The organism is Blautia sp. RTP21359st1_E11_RTP21359_211015, from assembly GCF_040910705.1.
GTDB lineage: Bacteria > Bacillota > Clostridia > Lachnospirales > Lachnospiraceae > Blautia_A > Blautia_A fusiformis.
The window spans coordinates 12,504-30,576 of the sequence record NZ_JBDGAB010000010.1 but is presented as its reverse complement, the minus strand read 5'-3'; the positions used below and the strand labels follow the sequence as shown (position 1 = coordinate 30,576).

The following is an 18,073-nucleotide window of genomic DNA, read 5'->3' as shown; positions in this document are numbered from 1 at the left end:
TAAGGGAGCTGTAACCGGATTAAATCAATTTATGTTATGGGGATTTCAGTCTTATCCTTCGATCGGCTCAAAATCCACAGCGCCATGCTTGCACAGCGGGCAGATGATATCTTCCGGAAGTTCATCGCCTTCATAGATGTATCCGCAGACTTTGCATACCCAGCCTTTTTTGCCCTCGGTCTGTGGCTTTGGCTTTACATGTTTCTGGTAGTAGGTGTAAGTCATGGTATCCTGATCGCTCATGACACGGGCCTCTGTGACGCTGCAGATGAACATTCCGTGAGTGCCGAGATCCACATAGTTTTCTACCTTCAGGGACATGAAAGCATTGATATATTTGTCCAGGAATACCAGGCCGTTGTCAGAGTGGTTTACTTTCTGTCCGGCAAATTTATCGGTGCTTCTGCCGGACTGGAAGCCGAACTGCTCAAAAACAGAGAACGGAGCATCTGTGGACAGGCAGTTTACGTTCATAATACCGGTCTGCTGGATCACGTGGTGAGAGTAGTTTGCCTTGTTGATGTTGACAGCCACGCGATATGGGTTGTCGGTAAGCTGTGTAACGGTATTGACGATCAGACCGTTGTCCTTTTTGCCATCGTTGGAGGTTACCACATAGAGGCCGTAACCGATGCGGAACAGAGCAGTCATATCATTCTTGTTGGCAAGATCATCGCTTTTTGCAATGTATTCCTGGCAGAGCTCATCAGCCATAGCTTCCATCTGCCTGCGGTTTTCTTCGTTTACTGCAGACATGATTTTAACTGTGGTATTCAGCCAGCTGATCTTTTTGCATTTGGAAAGCATTTCTTTCATAACCTTCGCTGCCAGCGGTGCCCAAGTTCCGTTTTCAATCAGTCCTACCGTGCGGTTCTGGAAGTTGTGCTCTGTCAGACGGGTAATAAAGTCGTTCATAAACGGATAGATGCCTGCATTATATGTGGTGGTTGCGAGAACCAGCTTGGAGTAACGGAAAGCATCGCTCAGTGCCTGGGACATATCGTCTCTTGCAAGATCATAGACAACAACGTTTGGACATCCTTTGCTGCGGAATTTATCGGCCAACTGCTGAACGGCCATTTTTGTATGACCGTATACAGAAGTGTAGGCGATCACGATTCCGTCATCCTCCGGTGTGTAGGAAGACCAGGTATCATAGAGGCTAATATAATGTCCAAGATCTTCAGTAAGAACCGGTCCGTGGAGCGGGCAGATGGTCTGGATATCCAGAGCTGCGGCTACTTTCAGAAGGTTCTGCACCTGCACACCATATTTTCCAACGATGCCGATATAGTATCTTCTTGCCTCATCGTCCCATGGTTCCTCTGCATCCAGGGCGCCGAATTTTCCGAAGCCGTCTGCGGAAAAAAGAACCTTTTCTGTGCTGTCATAAGTGACCATAACCTCCGGCCAGTGAACCATCGGTGCAAATACAAAAGTCAGATCGTGTTTTCCAAGGGAAAGGGTTCCGCCGTTATCTACGATGATCTGATGACCTTCCAGATCCAGGTCAAAGAAGTTCTGCATCATGGCGAAGGCTTTTTTGTTGGAAACAACGATGGTGTCCGGATAAGCCTTCAGGAAGTTTGCGATGTTGGCTGCGTGATCCGGTTCCATATGCTGTACGATCAGATAATCCGGTTTCCGGTCGCCCAGAACTTTCTGGATATTATCAAGCCATTCGTGAGTAAAATTTGCATCTACCGTATCCATAACCGCAATTTTTTCGTCCAGGATCACATAGGAGTTGTAGGACATGCCGTTCGGCACTTTGTACTGACCCTCAAAAAGGTCAACCTGATGATCATTAACGCCTACATATTTGATGGTATCTGTGATTTTCATGAGCGATTCCTCTTTTCTTTCTATGGTGGATTTATTTATATGCTTCAGTGATTTGTTTGTTTCTTAACTTTGATAAAAATATAACAGAAATTGATGACAAAAACTGTTGCAAATACAACAAAACAGGAAAAATTTCCAGACTTTACATTTTTTTCGTGCTGGTATAAAATCAGAAACATGCAGCAAAATAAAATGCGGATAGTTGCTTTGAGAGTCCTCTTACATAGTCTTGTATACAAAGAGGAAAGTACAGATATGCGGAAGAGTATTTTGCCGGTGGGAGGAAAATTTATGGAGCATATCACTTTATTTACGGATATTTTGCCCGAAGAACAGGAAAGAATGCGTGTCTGCTTTAAAGTCCGGGAGAAAGTTTTTCAGAATGGAGAAACCATCATGGAATATTCCAGCTCCATGAAAAAGATCGGTCTGATCCAGGAGGGAAGAGCAGTTCTCTACTGCTGTGACGAGGATGGAAATGAGTATGTCATCGATGAACTGAATAGGGACAGTGTATTTGGCGAACCGTTTCTGCTTCCGTCAGATTCCCAGCATTATTATGTATGTGCTACTACCGTGACGAAGGTGCTGTTTATTGATTATGAGCATGTGATCAAGCGCTGTGAAAATGCCTGTCATCATCACAGCCAGATGGTCAGTAATCTTCTGCAGATGACAGCCCTCCGTTCCAGGCAGCAGACGGATCGGATATACATGCTTTCACGATCCTCCACCAGAAAGAAGCTGATAGCCTATCTGCATTCTCTGGCTGCGGAAAAAAATGCCGGGAAATTCAAGCTGCCCATGTCCTATACTGCACTGGCCCAGTACTTAAGTGTGGACCGTAGTGCCATGATGCGGGAGATCAAAAATCTTTCGGATGAGGGTGTGATCCAAAGAAATGGACGGAATGTGGAGCTGCTTAAATAGAGGAGAAGATCATCATGAATGTTACAGTAAGAAAATACGAAGAAAAAGATCTTCCGGATCTGATCCGGATATGGAATGAGGTTGTAGAAGACGGTGTGGCTTTTCCACAGGAAGAATGCCTTAACGAAGAGACAGGAAAAGCTTTTTTTTCAGAACAGACCTATACAGCTGCAGCAGTAGATGCGGAAAGCGGAAAAGTTTACGGACTTTACATTCTTCATCCGAATAATATCGGAAGATGCGGTCATATCTGTAACGCCAGCTATGCGGTAAGCAGAGATTCCAGAGGACTTCACATAGGAGAAAAGCTGGTATCCGACTGTCTGACCCGGGGAAAAGAGCATGGTTTTGGTGTCCTGCAGTTTAATGCGGTTGTGGCCTGCAATGTTCCTGCAAGACATCTTTATGAGAGACTTGGATTTACCCAGCTTGGCGTGATCCCGAAGGGGTTCCGTATGAAGGATGGACATTATGAGGATATCTGTCCGTATTATCATGAACTGTAAGAGAATTTTGAAAGGATTTTTAAATGAAAAATCTTCAGATCACTGCATACATGCAGCATTTTATACGGCAGCAGGTCATGCCGGGAGACATCTGTATCGATGCAACAATGGGAAATGGCAATGACACGGCTCTGTTAAGCCAGCTTGCAGGAAAAAGGGGACGGGTTCTGGCTTTTGACATTCAGAAGCAGGCACTGGAACATACGAAGGAGCGACTGAAAAGAGATAACTGTCCGGAAAATTATCAGCTTCTTCTGGAGTCTCATGAGAATATGGATGTTTATGCAGAAGAAGAAACCGTGTCCTGCATCACCTTTAATCTGGGATATCTTCCCGGCGGAGACCATTCGGTGGCGACCAGAGCAGACAGCAGCAAAAGAGCGGTAGAAAGCGGACTTAAGCTTCTGAAAAAAGGCGGACTTATGACACTTTGCATTTACAGTGGCGGGGATACGGGATATCAGGAACGGGATGAGATGCTTGCGTTTATCCGTCAGCTGGATCCTCATAAATATCTGGTGATCCTGTCGGAATATGCAAACCGGCCTAATGATCCGCCCATACCGGTGCTGATCATCAAACTGCAATGAATACATAAATCGGTTACTGTCCGAAATACAGGACACAGAGCCCGGAGGGAGCTATCATGAATGATTACATATATTATTATCTGCTTGCAGTCAATATCCTGGCCTTTGTGCTTTTCGGAGTTGACAAGCAGAAAGCCCGTCGTAATAAATGGCGGATCCCGGAGAAGACCTTGATCTTAAGTGCTGTCATCGGTGGCAGCGTCGGGGCGATCCTTGGCATGAGATTTTTTCACCACAAAACCCGAAAAGCCAGATTTGCAATTGGTGTACCGGTGATACTGCTGGTGCAGATTGGTGTGGTGTGCCTGGTACAGTGGGTGATGAAGTAAAACTATGAAGGCAATAACTATAAATGCAATAACCATAAATACAATACCTGTCTGAAAAAAATAAGACAGCTGTCACAGGACAGAGGAGAGACCAATACTCCACGCCTGGGGCAGCTGTTATTTTTTTCATAAAAGGATGCTCAAAAATTCCTTCTTGACAAATACTTTTATGATGATATAATTTGATAATCAAAATATTTTAAGATAAAAGATAATTCAGAGAACAGCAGTACAGATTTATACAGACTGATTTAAGACAGATATCATGGAGAAAAATATGACAGGTAAAATATGTGGAACCGGTTCGTGGGCACCGGACAGAGTGTGGGATAACAACGATCTGGCAAAGATGGTGGAAACCAGTGATCAGTGGATTCGGGAAAGAACTGGTGTGGTACAGAGACATATTGCAAAAGAGGACGAAGATACTGTGACGATGGCAGCGGGGGCAGCATTAAAAGCTCTGGAAGACGCAGAAATGAAGGCAGAAGAAATCGATCTGATCCTTGTGGCAACCATTTCTCCAACAGAGATCATGCCCTGTGTGGCATGTGGGGTGCAGGAGCGGCTCGGAGCGGAAAAGGCTACCTGTTTTGATCTGAACGGCGCCTGCACAGGATCTCTTCTGGCACTGAACACTGCGCAGGCATACCTGGCCCAGGGAATATATAGGAATGCCCTTGTGATCGGAGCGGAAAAACTATCCGGTTTAACGGACTGGACAGATCGTGGCACCTGCATTCTTTTCGGGGATGGTGCGGGAGCAGTCGTGCTGAGAGCAGAAGAGGGTGGAAGCTATGCACAGGTAACCCATTCCATTGGAAAAAAAGGCGGTGCACTTACCTTACAGAGCAGAAATCAGATCCGTTATGAAAATGATCCGAAGGCAAAGGAAACTTACATACAGATGAACGGAAAGGAAGTGTTCAGCTTTGCCGTGAGCAAGGTACCGGAGGCTGTGAAGGAGCTTCTTTCCCGAGAGCAGGTTTCCTGTGAAGATATCAGTTATTATCTTCTCCACCAGGCAAATGAGCGGATCATCCGTTCCGCAGCAAGGCGGCTGGGCGAAGACATTTCCAAGTTCCCTATGAATATGGACAGATACGGCAATACTTCTTCCGCAAGTCTTCTTATCCTCCTGGATGAGATGAAAAAAAGTGGAAAACTGCAGCGGGGTGACAGAATGGTCCTTGCAGGCTTCGGCGGCGGACTGACGTACGGAGCAAGCCTGATCGAGTATTAAAGCCCCTGTTAATGAATTGTTAAAATAAGGCTATGTAGTGAATGCGGATGTTTTTATCCGCTTGATCCAAATAAACCGCGGATGCTTTTATCCGCTTGATTTAATTTTCCGGAGGTAAAAGATGAAAACAAGAGTTACAGAATTACTTGGTATTGAATATCCCATCATCCAGGGCGGTATGGCCTGGGTGGCAGATCATCACATTGCGGCAGCAGTATCCGAGGCAGGCGGCCTGGGACTGATCGCAGCGGCAAACGCACCGGCAGAGTGGGTGCGTGAGCAGATCCGTGAGGCGAAAAAACTGACAGATAAGACTTTTGGTGTAAACATCATGCTGATGAGTCCAAGTGCCGATGAGGTTGCGAAGATCGTAGTAGAAGAAGGGATCAAGGTAGTAACAACCGGCGCCGGAAGCCCGGAAAAATACATGGAAGCATGGAAAGCAGCCGGAGTAAAGGTGATCCCGGTTGTTGCATCTGTAGCTCTTGCAAGAAGAATGGAGCGCTGTGGCGCAGATGCAGTGGTAGCAGAGGGAACCGAGTCCGGCGGACATATCGGTGAGACAACCACTATGGCGCTGGTACCGCAGGTCGTGGATGCAGTAAAGATCCCGGTAATTGCAGCAGGTGGAATTGCAGACGGTCGTGGGATCGCGGCAGCCTTCATGCTGGGTGCAGAAGCCGTACAGATGGGAACCCGATTTGTGGCAACAGAGGAATGTCACGTACATGAGAATTACAAACAATTCCTTCTGAAAGCTAGGGATATCGACACAAGAGTAACCGGCCGTACCACAGGTCATCCAGTCCGTACCTTAAGAAACCCTATGACAAAGGAATATCTGGAGAAAGAAGCTGCAGGTGCATCCTTTGAAGAACTGGAAATGCTGACACTTGGTGGCCTCAGGAAGGCTGTTGTTGACGGCGATGTAAAAACCGGAAGCGTTATGTCCGGACAGATCGCAGGTATGGTAAAGGATGTACCGACCTGTAAGGAGCTGATGGCAAGACTGATCAGAGAGACAAAAGAGACTGTAAAGAAAAACAGTTTTCTTGTGGAGGAATAATAAATGGGAAAAACAGCATTCATCTTTCCGGGCCAGGGTGCACAGAAGGCCGGAATGGGAAAAGATTTTTATGAGAAATACGATACAGCAAAGGATGTTTTCGCCTCTGCCGGTGAGTGGCTGGATCTGGATATGAAAGCACTTTGCTTTGAAGAAAATGACAGGCTTGACCTGACTGAATATACACAGGCTGCACTGGTCACTACCTGTCTTGCCATGGAGAAGGTGGTAGAGGAGATGGGACTTCATCCAGATGTAACTGCAGGATTAAGCCTTGGCGAGTACTGCGCTATTGAAGCTGCCGGCGGCATGGAGCTGAAGGATGCTGTTACTACCGTGAGAAAAAGGGGAATCCTTATGGAGCAGGCAGTTCCGGCAGGTAAGGGAAGCATGGCAGCAGTTATGGGAATGGAGACAGAGAAGATCGAGGAAGTGCTTGCAGACATTGCAGATGTAAGCATTGCAAACTACAACTGTCCCGGCCAGATCGTGATCACAGGCCTTGCGGAGGCAGTTGCGGAAGCCTCTGAAAAGCTGAAGGCAGCCGGAGGAAGAAGAGTGATCCCGTTAAATGTCAGCGGACCGTTCCACTCCGCAATGCTTGCCACTGCAGGAAAAGAACTGGGAAAGGTTCTGGAGGGTGTCACACTTCATGAACTTAAAATCCCGTATGTGACAAACGTGACCGCAGAGTATGTGGAAGATCCGGCGGAAACAAAAGCACTTCTGGAAAAACAGATTTCTTCTTCCGTGCGTTGGCAGCAGAGTGTGGAAAATATGATCCGTCAGGGAGTAGATACATTTATTGAGATCGGACCGGGAAGAACCCTTGCCGGATTTATGAGAAAGATCGACAGAAATGTAAAAGTATATAACATCCAGACCGTAGAAGATGCAGAGAAGGTCTGCCAGGAACTGGTATAAATATTGGAAAAAAAGATAAAGAATCAAAAATAAAGCAGGCATAGTGCAGCAGACAGAAATGCCAGGTAACAAATGCGGATCACGGATGACCGCATAACATCAGAAAGGAATTCATATGTCAGAGAAAAAAATCGCAGTTGTAACAGGCGGTGCACGTGGGATCGGGAAAGCCATCGCCCTGGAGCTTGCAAAAGCAGGAAACCTTGTAGTGATCAATTATAACGGCTCAGAAGAAAAAGCCCGGGAAACAAAAGCAGAGATCGAGGCAGCCGGCGGCCAGGCAGATATCCTGCAGTGCAATGTGGCAGATTTTGATGCATGTGAAGCTTTTTTCAAAGCTGTTGCAGAGAAATACGGACGTGTTGATATCCTGGTAAATAATGCCGGAGTTACGAAGGACGGACTTCTCATGAAAATGAGTGAGGAAGATTTTTCCAGAGTTGTTGACATCAATCTGAAAGGAACCTTCAACTGCATCCGTCATGTGTCCAGAATGATGCTGAAGCAGAGAAGCGGCCGGATCATCAGCCTTTCATCGGTGGTAGGCCTTCGTGGAAATGCTGGACAGGCCAATTATGCGGCATCCAAAGCCGGGATCATCGGTCTTACAAAATCCGCTGCAAAGGAGCTGGCATCCAGAGGGATCACGGTCAACGCCATTGCACCGGGATTTATCAAAACAGACATGACGGACGTGCTTTCTGACAAAGTAAAAGAAAATATTGCGGCATCTATCCCCATGGGAAGCATGGGAACAACAGAAGACGTGGCAAAGGCAGCTGCATTTCTGGCATCAGACGGTGCACGTTACATCACAGGACAGGTACTTCGCGTAGACGGCGGAATGGCAATGTAAAGAAGGCTCCCCGGAGTCAGGAGGATAGATTGATGAAAAGACGAGTAGTAGTAACAGGACTTGGAGCAGTAACACCGATCGGAAATGATGTGGAAAGTTTCTGGAACGGAGTAAAAGAAGGAAAGGTGGGGATCAGACCGATCACCCGTTTTGATACGACCGGATACAAGGCAACACTGGCAGCAGAGCTTAAAGATTTTGTGGCAAAGGATCGCATGGATCCGAGAACTGCAAGAAGAATGGAGCCTTTTTCCCAGTATGCGGTAGCAGCTGCACTGGAAGCAGTGGAAAATTCCGGGCTTAAGATGGAAGAGGAAGATCCGTACATGGTAGGCGTTATCATCGGCTCCGGTGTGGGAAGTCTTCAGGCTACCGAGACCAATGAGAAGAAGCTTATGGAAAAAGGTCCTTCAAGAGTGGATCCGCTTCTTGTTCCGAAGATGATCACAAATATGGCAGCCGGAAATGTTTCTATCGCTACCGGCGCAAAAGGAAAATGCACCAACGTGGTAACGGCATGTGCGACAGGAACACATTGTATCGGAGATGCTTTCCGTGCCATTCAGTATGGTGATGCAGATGTAATGCTTGCCGGTGGTACAGAGGGAGCTGTTTGCCCTATCGGTATCGCAGGCTTTGCAAGCCTTACTGCACTGAGCACAAGTGAGGATCCGCTGCGTGCATCCATTCCGTTTGATAAAGACAGAGGCGGTTTTGTTATGGGCGAGGGTGCAGGTGTGGTTGTTCTGGAAGAGCTTGAGCATGCCAAAAAGAGAAATGCCAATATCCTGGCAGAGGTTGTGGGATACGGTGCAACTGCAGATGCTTTCCATATCACATCTCCGGCCGAGGACGGAAGCGGCGCCGCACGTGCTATGGAAAATGCCATGAAGGAAGCAGGTGTTGCACCGGCGCAGGTAGATTATATCAATGCACACGGAACCGGAACACATCACAATGACCTGTTTGAAACAAGAGCTATCAAGCTTGCGTTTAAGGACGCTGCCAAGGATGTAAAGATCAATTCCACAAAATCCATGGTGGGCCATCTTCTTGGCGCAGCAGGAGCTGTTGAGTTTATCGTATGCGTAAAATCCATTTTGGACGGATTTATCCATCAGACAGTGGGAACAACAGAAACAGAGGAGGAGCTTGATCTGAACTATATGATCGGCGCTCCGGCAAAACAGGAAGTTCGTTATGCAATGAGCAATTCCCTTGGATTTGGAGGACACAACGGAACATTGCTTGTAAAGAAGTATGAGGAGGACTGAAGCTATGGAATTTAACCAGATTCTTGAACTGATCGATCACGTATCTGCATCAGAGCTTACTGCCTTTACATATGAGACAGCAGATCTGACCTTAAGTATGGAGCATGGAAAGCCACAGATCATCCAGGGGGTTATGGGAGAAACTGTGGAAAACATTCCGGCAGTAGGAATGACCGGTGGAAAAGTCCGCAGGGCAGTGAATACAGCACCGGTGGCAGGCAAAGATCCTGTGGTACCGGCTTCAACAGATGAAATGGCAGTGACAGTGACAGGAAAAACTGTGGCAGAAGCACAGGGAGTGAAAGGTACTGAGCAGTCGGAAACCGTACCACAGAGCGGGGAAGATCAGACAGGCAGCCTGGTAACATCTCCGCTGGTAGGAACCTTCTATGCTGCACCGTCCCAGGATCTTCCGCCTTACGTTCAGGTGGGAGACAAGGTAAAAAAAGGACAGGTTCTTGCAATCGTGGAAGCTATGAAGCTGATGAATGAGATCGAAAGTGATTTTGACGGCGAGATCGCAGAGATCTATGTGGAGAACGGACAGCCGGTAGAATACGGTCAGAAGCTTTTCCGTATCCGATAAGTACCTTCAGATCAGAATCAGAGAATAAGAAAAATTATTGTTTCAGGAGGATAGAGAATGAAGCATCTTGATGTAAAACAGATCGAGGAGATCATTCCACACAGACATCCGTTTCTGCTTGTGGACTATATTGAAGATTATGAGCCGGGTGAATTTGCTGTCGGATATAAATGTGTGACCTTCCGCGAGGATTTTTTTCGGGGACATTTTCCCCAGGAGCCGGTAATGCCGGGTGTTCTGATGGTAGAAGCGCTGGCACAGGTGGGTGCGGTAGCCATTCTTTCCCTGGAGGACATGAAGGGAAAAACCGCTTATTTCGGAGGCATCAACAAGTGTAAATTCCGCAGAAAGGTAGCTCCGGGAGACAAGCTCCGTCTTGAAACAAAGATCATCCGCAGAAAGGGTCCTGTAGGCATTGGTTCTGCAGTGGCATCTGTGGATGGCGAGGTTGCCGTAGAGGCTGAGCTTACATTTATGATCGGGTAAGGTGATTGTATGATTCGAAAGTTACTGATCGCCAACAGAGGCGAGATCGCGGTGCGTATTATCCGTGCCTGCAGAGAAATGGGAATTGCCACAGTGGCGGTTTATTCTGAGGCAGATGAGGAAAGCCTTCACACACAGCTGGCGGACGAAGCAATCTGTATCGGACCGGGGCCATCTGCACAGAGCTATCTGAATATGGAACAGATCATCAGTGCAACCATGGTTTCCGGTGCGGATGCCATTCATCCGGGATTTGGCTTTCTTTCTGAAAATGCCAGATTTGCGGAGCTCTGTGAAAAATGCGGGATCACATTTGTGGGTCCTCCATCAAAGGTCATCCGTATGCTGGGCAATAAAAAAATTGCAAGAAGCACCATGATCGCAGCTGGTGTTCCGGTAGTTCCGGGCAGCGAAGGGGATGTGGAGGATATTGAAACCGGTCTTAAGGAAGCTGAGAGAATCGGTTATCCGGTGATCATCAAGGCAGCTCTTGGCGGTGGCGGAAAAGGCATGCGTGTGGCAAACACACCGGAGGAATTTCCGGAAGCCTATGCAACCGCCAGAAAAGAGTCTGAGATCGCTTTTGGCGACGGTACCATGTATATTGAACATTTCGTGGTAAATCCGAGACATATTGAGTTTCAGATCCTTGCAGACAGCTTCGGAAATGTGATCCATCTGGGAGAGCGTGACTGCTCCATCCAGAGAAATCATCAGAAGATGATCGAGGAATCTCCAAGTGCTGCAGTTTCTCCGGAATTAAGAGAAAAAATGGGGCATGCGGCGGTGACGGCGGCGAAAGCAGCCGGTTATGTAAATGCGGGAACGATCGAATTTCTTCTGGAACCGGATGGAAAATTCTGGTTTATGGAAATGAATACAAGGATCCAGGTGGAGCATCCGGTGACAGAGTGGGTAACAGGTATCGATCTTGTAAAGGAGCAGCTGAAGATCGCTTCCGGAATGCCTCTTGAGATCGCTCAGGAGGATGTCCGGATCCAGGGACACGCCATTGAGTGCAGGATCAATGCTGAAAATCCCCAGAAAAATTTCCGCCCTTCGCCGGGAACTATCCAGGGAGCGCATTTTCCGGGAGGAAACGGGATCCGTGTGGATACCTGTGTGTATAACGGCTGTAAGATCCCGCCATATTATGATTCCATGCTTGCGAAGCTGATCGTTCATGCAGGTAACCGGAAAGAAGCCATTGCAAAAATGCAGAGTGCTCTTGGTGAGGTGATCATTGACGGAATCGATACAAATATTGACTATCAGTACGAAATCCTGAAAGATGAGGATTATCAGTCCGGAAATTTTGACACTGGCTTTCTTGCCAGCCATATCATTGCGGGAGTGAAGATCAATGAGAATTAAGCACATGTTCAAAAAAACAGTCAGGGATATCCGGGGTGAAGAACAGGAAAACATTCCGGAGGTGCCGGATAACCTGATGCGTAAATGCAACGCCTGCAAAGCGGCGGTTTTTGTAGACGAGGTAAAGCAGAATCAATACATCTGTCCCCACTGCGGAAATTATTTCCATGTACCCGCTTACCGTCGGATCAAACTGATCGCAGATAGAAAGAGTTTTGTAGAGTGGGATGCTCACATGGAAGAACAGAATCCCCTTCAGTACAGAGGCTACGAAGAAAAGCTCCAGGGGCTTCGTGAAAAGACAGGGCTTGATGAGGCTGTAGTTACCGGAAAGTGTACTATAAAAGGGACACCTGTGGCACTTGGTGTCTGTGACTGTCGTTTCATGATGTCCAGTATGGGAGAAGTCGTGGGGGAAAAGATCACGCGGGCTTTTGAACGTGCCACAGAGGAGAAGCTGCCGGTAATCCTCTATATCTGTTCCGGCGGTGCCAGAATGCAGGAGGGCCTGGTTTCCCTGATGCAGATGGCAAAAACCAGTATGGCCATCCGGAAGCACAGCGATGCTGGACTTCTTTATGTGCCGGTCCTCACAGACCCGACAACAGGCGGCGTGACGGCAAGCTTTGCTATGCTGGGAGATATTATCCTGGCAGAGCCGAAAGCGCTGATCGGTTTTGCAGGTCCCAGAGTGATCGAACAGACCATCGGGCAAAAGCTTCCCAAAGGCTTCCAGAGAGCGGAATTTCTTCTGGAACACGGCTTTGTGGACAAGATCGTAAAGCGTGAGGAGCAGAGGATCGTATTGGCGGATATTCTGAGATTACATCAGGATAAAGTCCTGAATAATGTACAGTCCAATAATACGGACATTAAAAATGGGTTCAAGTCTGACAATCAGGAATCGATGAAAACTGTTGAGGAAGATAATAGGATCTGGCCGGACTTCGTTCCATCCGGAGATTTCACTCCCTGGGAACATGTTCAGCTTGCCAGAGCCAAAACACGTCCTACAGGAAAGGACTACATCGAAGCGCTTTTTGACGATTTCATGGAATTTCACGGAGACCGTCACTGCGGGGATGATCCGGCAGTGATCGGTGGTGTGGCATTTTTCCACGGACAGCCGGTAACTGTCCTTGCACAGGAAAAAGGAGAGGGTACAAAGGAAAACATTACCCGGAATTTCGGAATGGTATCTCCGGAGGGGTACTGGAAATCCCTGCGCCTGATGCAGCAGGCAGAGAAATTTCACCGTCCGGTGATCTGCCTTGTAGATACACCAGGCGCATTCTGCGGGCTGGAAGCAGAGGAACGTGGACAGGGTGAAGCCATTGCAAAAAATCTCTATACACTGGCAGGTCTCACAGTGCCGGTGCTTTCCGTTGTGATCGGTGAAGGCGGAAGCGGAGGTGCCCTTGCCTTGGCGGTGGCAGATGAGGTATGGATGCTGGAGCATTCCGTTTATTCCATCCTGTCCCCGGAGGGCTTTGCCTCCATTCTCTGGAAAGACAGCAAAAAGGCAAAGGAAGCAGCAGCAGTGATGAAGCTCACAGCTGCAGACCTTTACCAGATGGGGATGATCGAGCATGTGATTCCGGAAGCAGAGCCTGTAAGCCGTGAGAACATAAATGATATCGCAGGTTATCTGGAAAACGGAATTGCGGATTTTCTTGAGAAATATGGCGAAGAAGAGCCGGAGAAGCTTCTGGAACATCGCTATGAACGTTTCCGGAAAATGTAGAAGCAATAAGTGCAGTGATTTTGTAGCCCGCAAAGTAAAAATCCAGTGGAAAAAATGCCATATTTATGTTACGATGGCTTCATAAACAGAGAACCGGAGAAGCCTTTTTGCTCCGGAGAAACAGGAGCGGGTAGAGTGGACAATCGGGAAGTTATAAATGACGTGCTGGTGAATCTGTTCAATGAGATCCTCCGACTGGAGGAGGAAGCCATCATCACAGATAAATATAAAGATATTTCCAACAATGATATGCACATTATCGAGGCTGTAGGTCTTGGAGGGGGGAACATGTCCTCCATTGCAGCCAAGCTTAAGATCACCGTAGGCTCCCTCACAACATCTATGAACAGTCTTGTAAAAAAAGGCTATGTGAAGAGAGAACGAAGTGAGAAGGACCGGCGTGTGGTATTTATTCAGCTTACAAATAAGGGACGTATGGCATATCATCATCATGCGGAGTTTCACAGGCAGATGACAGAAGCGGTGATCGCAGAGCTGAATGAGAATGAGACAGAAGTGCTGGTAAAAGCACTGGACGGACTGCGTAAATTTTTCAGACAGTATCATGAACAATAAAGAAACGTATAATAAAAGCATCCGGATCGGTAATAAAGGACAATTACCGATCCGGATGCTTTTTGCATAACAGGTATTTTCGACACGGACATTTATTGAAAATGATATTAAATGTCGCCTTTGTTTTTGTGGTACGAGAGTTTATTCGTCCCAGCCATCCTGGAAGCGGATATTTACAGAGATATTGCGGACAACGTCTCCCTCCTGAAGCTCCAGATCGCTCTCATCGGAAACCGGAGGAAGCTTTCCCTCAAATTCCATAAGCTCTGTGTAGATCCAGTCGTATGCAGCTGCATTGGCATTTTCGATGGCATCATCCAGCGTGTCACCGTTGGCTTCACAGCAGGCAAGATCCGGAAAAAAAGCATTGTATTTTTTGTCCTCTGTGGGACGGAAAACTGCGGGATATATAAATTTCATAGGTAAGATTCCTTTCTTTTTTAAAATGAAGTGATTCGTGTAATACCATGAATATGGATAGTTTTACCTGACCAAGGTAAGTATATACCAATTTCAGAATGAGGGCAAGCGAGTTCATGATCCAATGAAAGATCTAAATAAGAACAGCAGAGTTTTGGGAATGCTATAATCAGAAAATTGTCGTATATAAGTAAAAATGATAGATATATAACCCTTTTTGTCCTTGTATATAGGAAATATAGATGCTATACTGTGTAATACAGAGTATGAACGGGGGGTCGAAAGACCTGACGGGAGGTACAGCTATGATTTATACAGCTTTGACGAAAAAAGCTATGAAGGTGGCATACGAGGCACATCATGGACAGACAGATCGAAGCGGGACACCTTATATCTTTCATCCATTTTATGTAGCGGAGCAAATGGATGATGAACTCAGTGTATGTACGGCACTTCTGCACGATGTGATAGAAGATACAGAGATCACATTTGAGGATCTTACCGGAGAATTTCCGGAAGAGGTTGTGGAGGCCTTACGTTGTCTTACAAGAGATAAGAATATGAATTATTTCGATTATATCCGGAAGCTCCGGAAGAATCCGATCGCAAAAAAAGTGAAGCAGGCTGATCTGCTCCACAATTCTGATGTAACACGTCTTTCTGACTGCGAAAATATGTCTGCTGAACAGATATCACGGCTGCATGGAAGATATAAACGGGCTTTGGAGATACTTCATGATGCCAGGTGATATTATTTTCGCACAAGTCATTTATTGACTTTTATTCAGTTTTTTCATGCGCATGATCCACACAAAATATCCGTGACCTCAGATATTATTGTGGATCTTCTTAGTGGAAGTATGGATTTCTTGCATTGATCTCTATGTAGCATTTGATCGCATATTTGATAAATTCTATGATTTTTTTCATTTTATTTTCCTCCTCTTTTCTTTAACTTACAAATGCATTATAATAAACTCTCGGAAATATTACGTGCCAAAAACACAGAAAAAGTAGTCAAATATTGCGGAGAGAAAAATCCATGTTTCCAGTATACGAAGAAAAAAAGAAGAATCTCCATATTCATCTGCGGACCTTAGCCCATGCTTCACCCCATCTTCATAACTCCATAGAGTTTATCTATATCACAGAGGGAACTCTGGAGCTTGGTATGGGACAGGAGCTTTATCATATGGAAGAGGGAGATCTTGCAGTGATCTTTCCGGATGTGATCCATCACTATCAGGTGTTCTCTCCGGGAGAAAACAAAGCAGTCTATCTCTGGGCAAAGCCGGTATTGATTGGTCAGTTTGCGGATATCATTCAGAACAGCTGTCCGGAAGACCCGGTTATAAAAAAGGAGCAGGTGCATCCGGATATTGTAAATGCGGTACGGTGTCTCAGGGCAAACCGCAAGGAGAAGGATGATAATCTTGCAGTGGAACAGGCGTATGTGCAGATCCTGGGATTTGAAAGTCAGAGGACTTTTAACCGGGTATTCCGGGAACGGTACCGGATGACACCAAGAGAATACAGAACATTATATAAGGAAAAATATTTACGAGAGGAACAGACATGATCACAGTAGAGCTGGAACATTTCAGCCTTGATAAAATATGCGATTCCGGACAGTGCTTCCGGATGAGAAAGCTTGGAGACGGACATTTTTCCATGGTGGCGGGAGACCAGTATCTGGAAATGTATCAGAAAGACGGAGTGGTGGATTTCTGCTGCTCTCAGGAGGAATTTATCTGTTACTGGGTGCTTTATTTTGATCTGGATACGGATTATGAAGCTTACATGAATGCTGCTAATCCACGGGATAAATATCTGGGTGCCGCAATAAAGGCAGGAGACGGGATACGGATATTAAGACAGGATCTCTGGGAAATGATCGTTACGTTTCTGATATCTCAGCAGAACAATATCAAGCGTATCCGCAAATGTATCGAAACCATCTGCCGGAAGTACGGAGAGCGAAAAAATTCATCTGCAGGTGTGGAGTACTACGCTTTTCCGACTGTAGAGGCGCTGAGTCAGGCAACGGAAGAGGAGTTAAGAGGATGCGGCTTGGGATACCGGGCAAAATATATCGCAGTAACGGCCAGGACCATTGCATCCGGCCAGATCTCTCTGGAAAAAATCTATGATATGCGTTACCATCAGGCAAAGAAGGAGCTGATGAAGCTTTGTGGTGTGGGAGAAAAGGTAGCTGAGTGTATCTGCCTGTTTGCACTGCATCATATGGATGCTTTTCCCATAGATACCCACATCCGTCAGGTCATGGACGTGCATTACAAAAGAGGATTTCCCAACCGCAGATACAGAGGAATGCGTGGAATCATGCAGCAGTATATTTTTTACTATGACTTGTACTCATAGACTGCGGATGCTATCATAGGTGAAAATAAAGGAAAAATCCACGGAGGAAAAAGTAATCAGAAAATATTTACTGCGATTGAGACAACCACGTATAAAAAAGAAAGAAAACAGATATTATATCCGGGGCTATAAGGGAACGGAAGTGATCATCCGTACAGATCATGAGATCCTGAAGAGGATTGCCTACAGGCGTACCTGCGTGAAACAAGTCTGCATTCCTGGAAGATACGAAACAGAAACAAAATATATCTATACAAGAAAAGAAAACAGAAGAAGCCGCCCAGTCATAGTTCCGGGCATTCCGACCGGGAGAGAAACTGCTATGCCACGTGCCGTGCGGACAGTGCTCCATGCTCTTTCCTATGGCGGGATCGAAGTGGAGGCTTCCAGAAAGCTGGCAGATCTTAAGAAGATGGATCCTATGAGGATCTTTTACAGGACACTGGATGCGGAAGTTTATAACGGAGACTATAAAGTGCCGATCCGTCTGTTTTTTCCAACAGAAGAGGACATGGAAAACGGTGCCGCCTCCGGAAAAAAACCACCGGTGATCCTGTTTTTCCATGGCGGTGGCTGGGTTACGGAAAGTGTAGAGAATTATCAGCGGGTTTGTGCCAGAATGGCACAGTCTACCGGTCAGATCGTGGCGTCTGTTGAATACAGGCTGGCACCGGAATACCGTTTCCCGGTGGGACTGATGGATTGTTATGCAGCTGCGAAGACTTTTTACACCAATCGTTTTCTTTTGAATACGGATCCGGATCGTATCACCATTATGGGAGATAGTGCAGGCGGAAATCTGGCAGCGGCTGTATGTATGATGGCCAGAGACCGCGGAGATTTTTTTCCCAAAAAACAGATCCTTATTTATCCGGCACTGAACAACTGTTATACGGAAGACTCTCCTTTTGAATCCGTAAAAACAAATGGAACCGGTTATCT

General features: G+C 46.5%; 20 protein-coding genes. 18 read left to right on the top strand and 2 right to left on the bottom strand.

Annotation, left to right across the window (positions count from 1 at the left end; genetic code table 11):
- Window positions 1–51 precede the first annotated feature (51 nt).
- Window positions 52–1,845 (bottom strand): flavin reductase, encoded by a 1,794-nt coding sequence (locus AB5026_RS05385; protein WP_021652771.1) that lies wholly within the window; start codon window positions 1,843–1,845, stop codon window positions 52–54.
- Window positions 1,846–2,136: 291 nt separating this feature from the next.
- Here AB5026_RS05385 and AB5026_RS05380 point away from each other — a divergent pair, with 291 nt between their 5' ends.
- From AB5026_RS05380 to AB5026_RS05315, 14 genes are all read left to right on the top strand, one after another.
- Window positions 2,137–2,775 (top strand): Crp/Fnr family transcriptional regulator, encoded by a 639-nt coding sequence (locus AB5026_RS05380; protein ID WP_173722343.1) that lies wholly within the window; start codon window positions 2,137–2,139, stop codon window positions 2,773–2,775.
- Window positions 2,776–2,789: 14 nt separating this feature from the next.
- A complete protein-coding gene (locus tag AB5026_RS05375) occupies window positions 2,790–3,281 on the top strand; it encodes a GNAT family N-acetyltransferase (RefSeq protein WP_021652772.1) in 492 nt (163 codons plus the stop codon).
- Window positions 3,282–3,304: 23 nt separating this feature from the next.
- Window positions 3,305–3,871: a class I SAM-dependent methyltransferase gene (locus AB5026_RS05370; protein ID WP_015525535.1), complete on the top strand. Its 567-nt coding sequence runs from the start codon at window positions 3,305–3,307 to the stop codon at window positions 3,869–3,871.
- Between the two features lie 56 nt (window positions 3,872–3,927).
- Window positions 3,928–4,200, top strand: coding sequence for a DUF1294 domain-containing protein (locus AB5026_RS05365; protein ID WP_015525536.1), 273 nt, complete (start codon window positions 3,928–3,930; stop codon window positions 4,198–4,200).
- A gap of 277 nt (window positions 4,201–4,477) precedes the next feature.
- On the top strand, window positions 4,478–5,443 hold the full coding sequence (locus AB5026_RS05360; RefSeq protein WP_015525537.1) for a beta-ketoacyl-ACP synthase III: 966 nt from the start codon (window positions 4,478–4,480) through the stop codon (window positions 5,441–5,443).
- Window positions 5,444–5,564: 121 nt separating this feature from the next.
- Window positions 5,565–6,509, top strand: a complete 945-nt coding sequence (gene fabK, locus AB5026_RS05355) for an enoyl-[acyl-carrier-protein] reductase FabK (RefSeq protein WP_015525538.1) — start codon at window positions 5,565–5,567, stop codon at window positions 6,507–6,509.
- Between the two features lie 3 nt (window positions 6,510–6,512).
- Window positions 6,513–7,433 (top strand): ACP S-malonyltransferase, encoded by a 921-nt coding sequence (gene fabD, locus AB5026_RS05350; RefSeq protein ID WP_015525539.1) that lies wholly within the window; start codon window positions 6,513–6,515, stop codon window positions 7,431–7,433.
- Between the two features lie 115 nt (window positions 7,434–7,548).
- A complete protein-coding gene (gene fabG / locus AB5026_RS05345; RefSeq protein WP_015525540.1) occupies window positions 7,549–8,289 on the top strand; it encodes a 3-oxoacyl-[acyl-carrier-protein] reductase in 741 nt (246 codons plus the stop codon).
- Window positions 8,290–8,321: 32 nt separating this feature from the next.
- Window positions 8,322–9,563 carry a beta-ketoacyl-ACP synthase II gene (fabF, locus tag AB5026_RS05340; RefSeq protein WP_302690572.1) on the top strand — a complete coding sequence of 414 codons (1,242 nt, stop codon included), beginning with the start codon at window positions 8,322–8,324 and terminating at the stop codon, window positions 9,561–9,563.
- Between the two features lie 4 nt (window positions 9,564–9,567).
- Complete coding sequence (accB, locus tag AB5026_RS05335) at window positions 9,568–10,149, top strand: acetyl-CoA carboxylase biotin carboxyl carrier protein (protein WP_110925794.1); 582 nt, start codon at window positions 9,568–9,570, stop codon at window positions 10,147–10,149.
- A gap of 57 nt (window positions 10,150–10,206) precedes the next feature.
- Entirely contained in the window at window positions 10,207–10,635 is a 429-nt protein-coding gene (fabZ, locus tag AB5026_RS05330; RefSeq protein WP_015525544.1) for a 3-hydroxyacyl-ACP dehydratase FabZ, read from the top strand.
- Between the two features lie 9 nt (window positions 10,636–10,644).
- Window positions 10,645–12,009, top strand: a complete 1,365-nt coding sequence (locus AB5026_RS05325; protein ID WP_015525545.1) for an acetyl-CoA carboxylase biotin carboxylase subunit — start codon at window positions 10,645–10,647, stop codon at window positions 12,007–12,009.
- Window positions 11,999–13,753, top strand: a complete 1,755-nt coding sequence (locus tag AB5026_RS05320; RefSeq protein WP_059086224.1) for an acetyl-CoA carboxylase carboxyl transferase subunit — start codon at window positions 11,999–12,001, stop codon at window positions 13,751–13,753. Before AB5026_RS05325 ends, AB5026_RS05320 begins: the two co-directional genes overlap by 11 nt.
- A 135-nt stretch (window positions 13,754–13,888) precedes the next feature.
- Window positions 13,889–14,329: a MarR family winged helix-turn-helix transcriptional regulator gene (locus AB5026_RS05315; RefSeq protein ID WP_022427168.1), complete on the top strand. Its 441-nt coding sequence runs from the start codon at window positions 13,889–13,891 to the stop codon at window positions 14,327–14,329.
- A 141-nt stretch (window positions 14,330–14,470) separates the two neighbouring features.
- On the opposite strand, the gene AB5026_RS05310 is transcribed toward AB5026_RS05315, so the two are convergent.
- Window positions 14,471–14,749 (bottom strand): type II toxin-antitoxin system HicB family antitoxin, encoded by a 279-nt coding sequence (locus AB5026_RS05310; protein WP_015525547.1) that lies wholly within the window; start codon window positions 14,747–14,749, stop codon window positions 14,471–14,473.
- A gap of 305 nt (window positions 14,750–15,054) precedes the next feature.
- On the opposite strand from AB5026_RS05310, the gene AB5026_RS05305 reads away from it, so the two are divergent.
- From AB5026_RS05305 to AB5026_RS05290, 4 genes are all read left to right on the top strand, one after another.
- Complete coding sequence (locus AB5026_RS05305; RefSeq protein WP_015525548.1) at window positions 15,055–15,498, top strand: HD domain-containing protein; 444 nt, start codon at window positions 15,055–15,057, stop codon at window positions 15,496–15,498.
- Window positions 15,499–15,791: 293 nt separating this feature from the next.
- A complete protein-coding gene (locus AB5026_RS05300; protein WP_173722341.1) occupies window positions 15,792–16,328 on the top strand; it encodes an AraC family transcriptional regulator in 537 nt (178 codons plus the stop codon).
- Entirely contained in the window at window positions 16,325–17,131 is an 807-nt protein-coding gene (locus AB5026_RS05295; protein ID WP_015525551.1) for a DNA-3-methyladenine glycosylase, read from the top strand. The genes AB5026_RS05300 and AB5026_RS05295 overlap by 4 nt, the downstream gene beginning before the upstream one ends.
- A 322-nt stretch (window positions 17,132–17,453) precedes the next feature.
- A partial coding sequence (locus AB5026_RS05290) for an alpha/beta hydrolase (RefSeq protein ID WP_368212951.1) occupies window positions 17,454–18,073 on the top strand: 620 nt, incomplete at its 3' end.

Bases quoted from the DNA above. Each gene is read 5' to 3' on its own strand.
- AB5026_RS05385 (WP_021652771.1), bottom strand. From the start codon at position 1,845: ATGAAAATCACAGATACCATCAAATATGTAGGCGTTAATGATCATCAG.
- AB5026_RS05380 (WP_173722343.1), top strand. From the start codon at position 2,137: ATGGAGCATATCACTTTATTTACGGATATTTTGCCCGAAGAACAGGAA.
- fabD (WP_015525539.1), top strand. From the start codon at position 6,513: ATGGGAAAAACAGCATTCATCTTTCCGGGCCAGGGTGCACAGAAGGCC.
- AB5026_RS05360 (WP_015525537.1), top strand. From the start codon at position 4,478: ATGACAGGTAAAATATGTGGAACCGGTTCGTGGGCACCGGACAGAGTG.
- AB5026_RS05325 (WP_015525545.1), top strand. From the start codon at position 10,645: ATGATTCGAAAGTTACTGATCGCCAACAGAGGCGAGATCGCGGTGCGT.
- fabG (WP_015525540.1), top strand. From the start codon at position 7,549: ATGTCAGAGAAAAAAATCGCAGTTGTAACAGGCGGTGCACGTGGGATC.
- AB5026_RS05375 (WP_021652772.1), top strand. From the start codon at position 2,790: ATGAATGTTACAGTAAGAAAATACGAAGAAAAAGATCTTCCGGATCTG.
- fabK (WP_015525538.1), top strand. From the start codon at position 5,565: ATGAAAACAAGAGTTACAGAATTACTTGGTATTGAATATCCCATCATC.
- fabZ (WP_015525544.1), top strand. From the start codon at position 10,207: ATGAAGCATCTTGATGTAAAACAGATCGAGGAGATCATTCCACACAGA.
- AB5026_RS05365 (WP_015525536.1), top strand. From the start codon at position 3,928: ATGAATGATTACATATATTATTATCTGCTTGCAGTCAATATCCTGGCC.
- AB5026_RS05320 (WP_059086224.1), top strand. From the start codon at position 11,999: ATGAGAATTAAGCACATGTTCAAAAAAACAGTCAGGGATATCCGGGGT.
- AB5026_RS05310 (WP_015525547.1), bottom strand. From the start codon at position 14,749: ATGAAATTTATATATCCCGCAGTTTTCCGTCCCACAGAGGACAAAAAA.
- AB5026_RS05305 (WP_015525548.1), top strand. From the start codon at position 15,055: ATGATTTATACAGCTTTGACGAAAAAAGCTATGAAGGTGGCATACGAG.
- AB5026_RS05295 (WP_015525551.1), top strand. From the start codon at position 16,325: ATGATCACAGTAGAGCTGGAACATTTCAGCCTTGATAAAATATGCGAT.
- AB5026_RS05300 (WP_173722341.1), top strand. From the start codon at position 15,792: ATGTTTCCAGTATACGAAGAAAAAAAGAAGAATCTCCATATTCATCTG.
- fabF (WP_302690572.1), top strand. From the start codon at position 8,322: ATGAAAAGACGAGTAGTAGTAACAGGACTTGGAGCAGTAACACCGATC.
- AB5026_RS05370 (WP_015525535.1), top strand. From the start codon at position 3,305: ATGAAAAATCTTCAGATCACTGCATACATGCAGCATTTTATACGGCAG.
- accB (WP_110925794.1), top strand. From the start codon at position 9,568: ATGGAATTTAACCAGATTCTTGAACTGATCGATCACGTATCTGCATCA.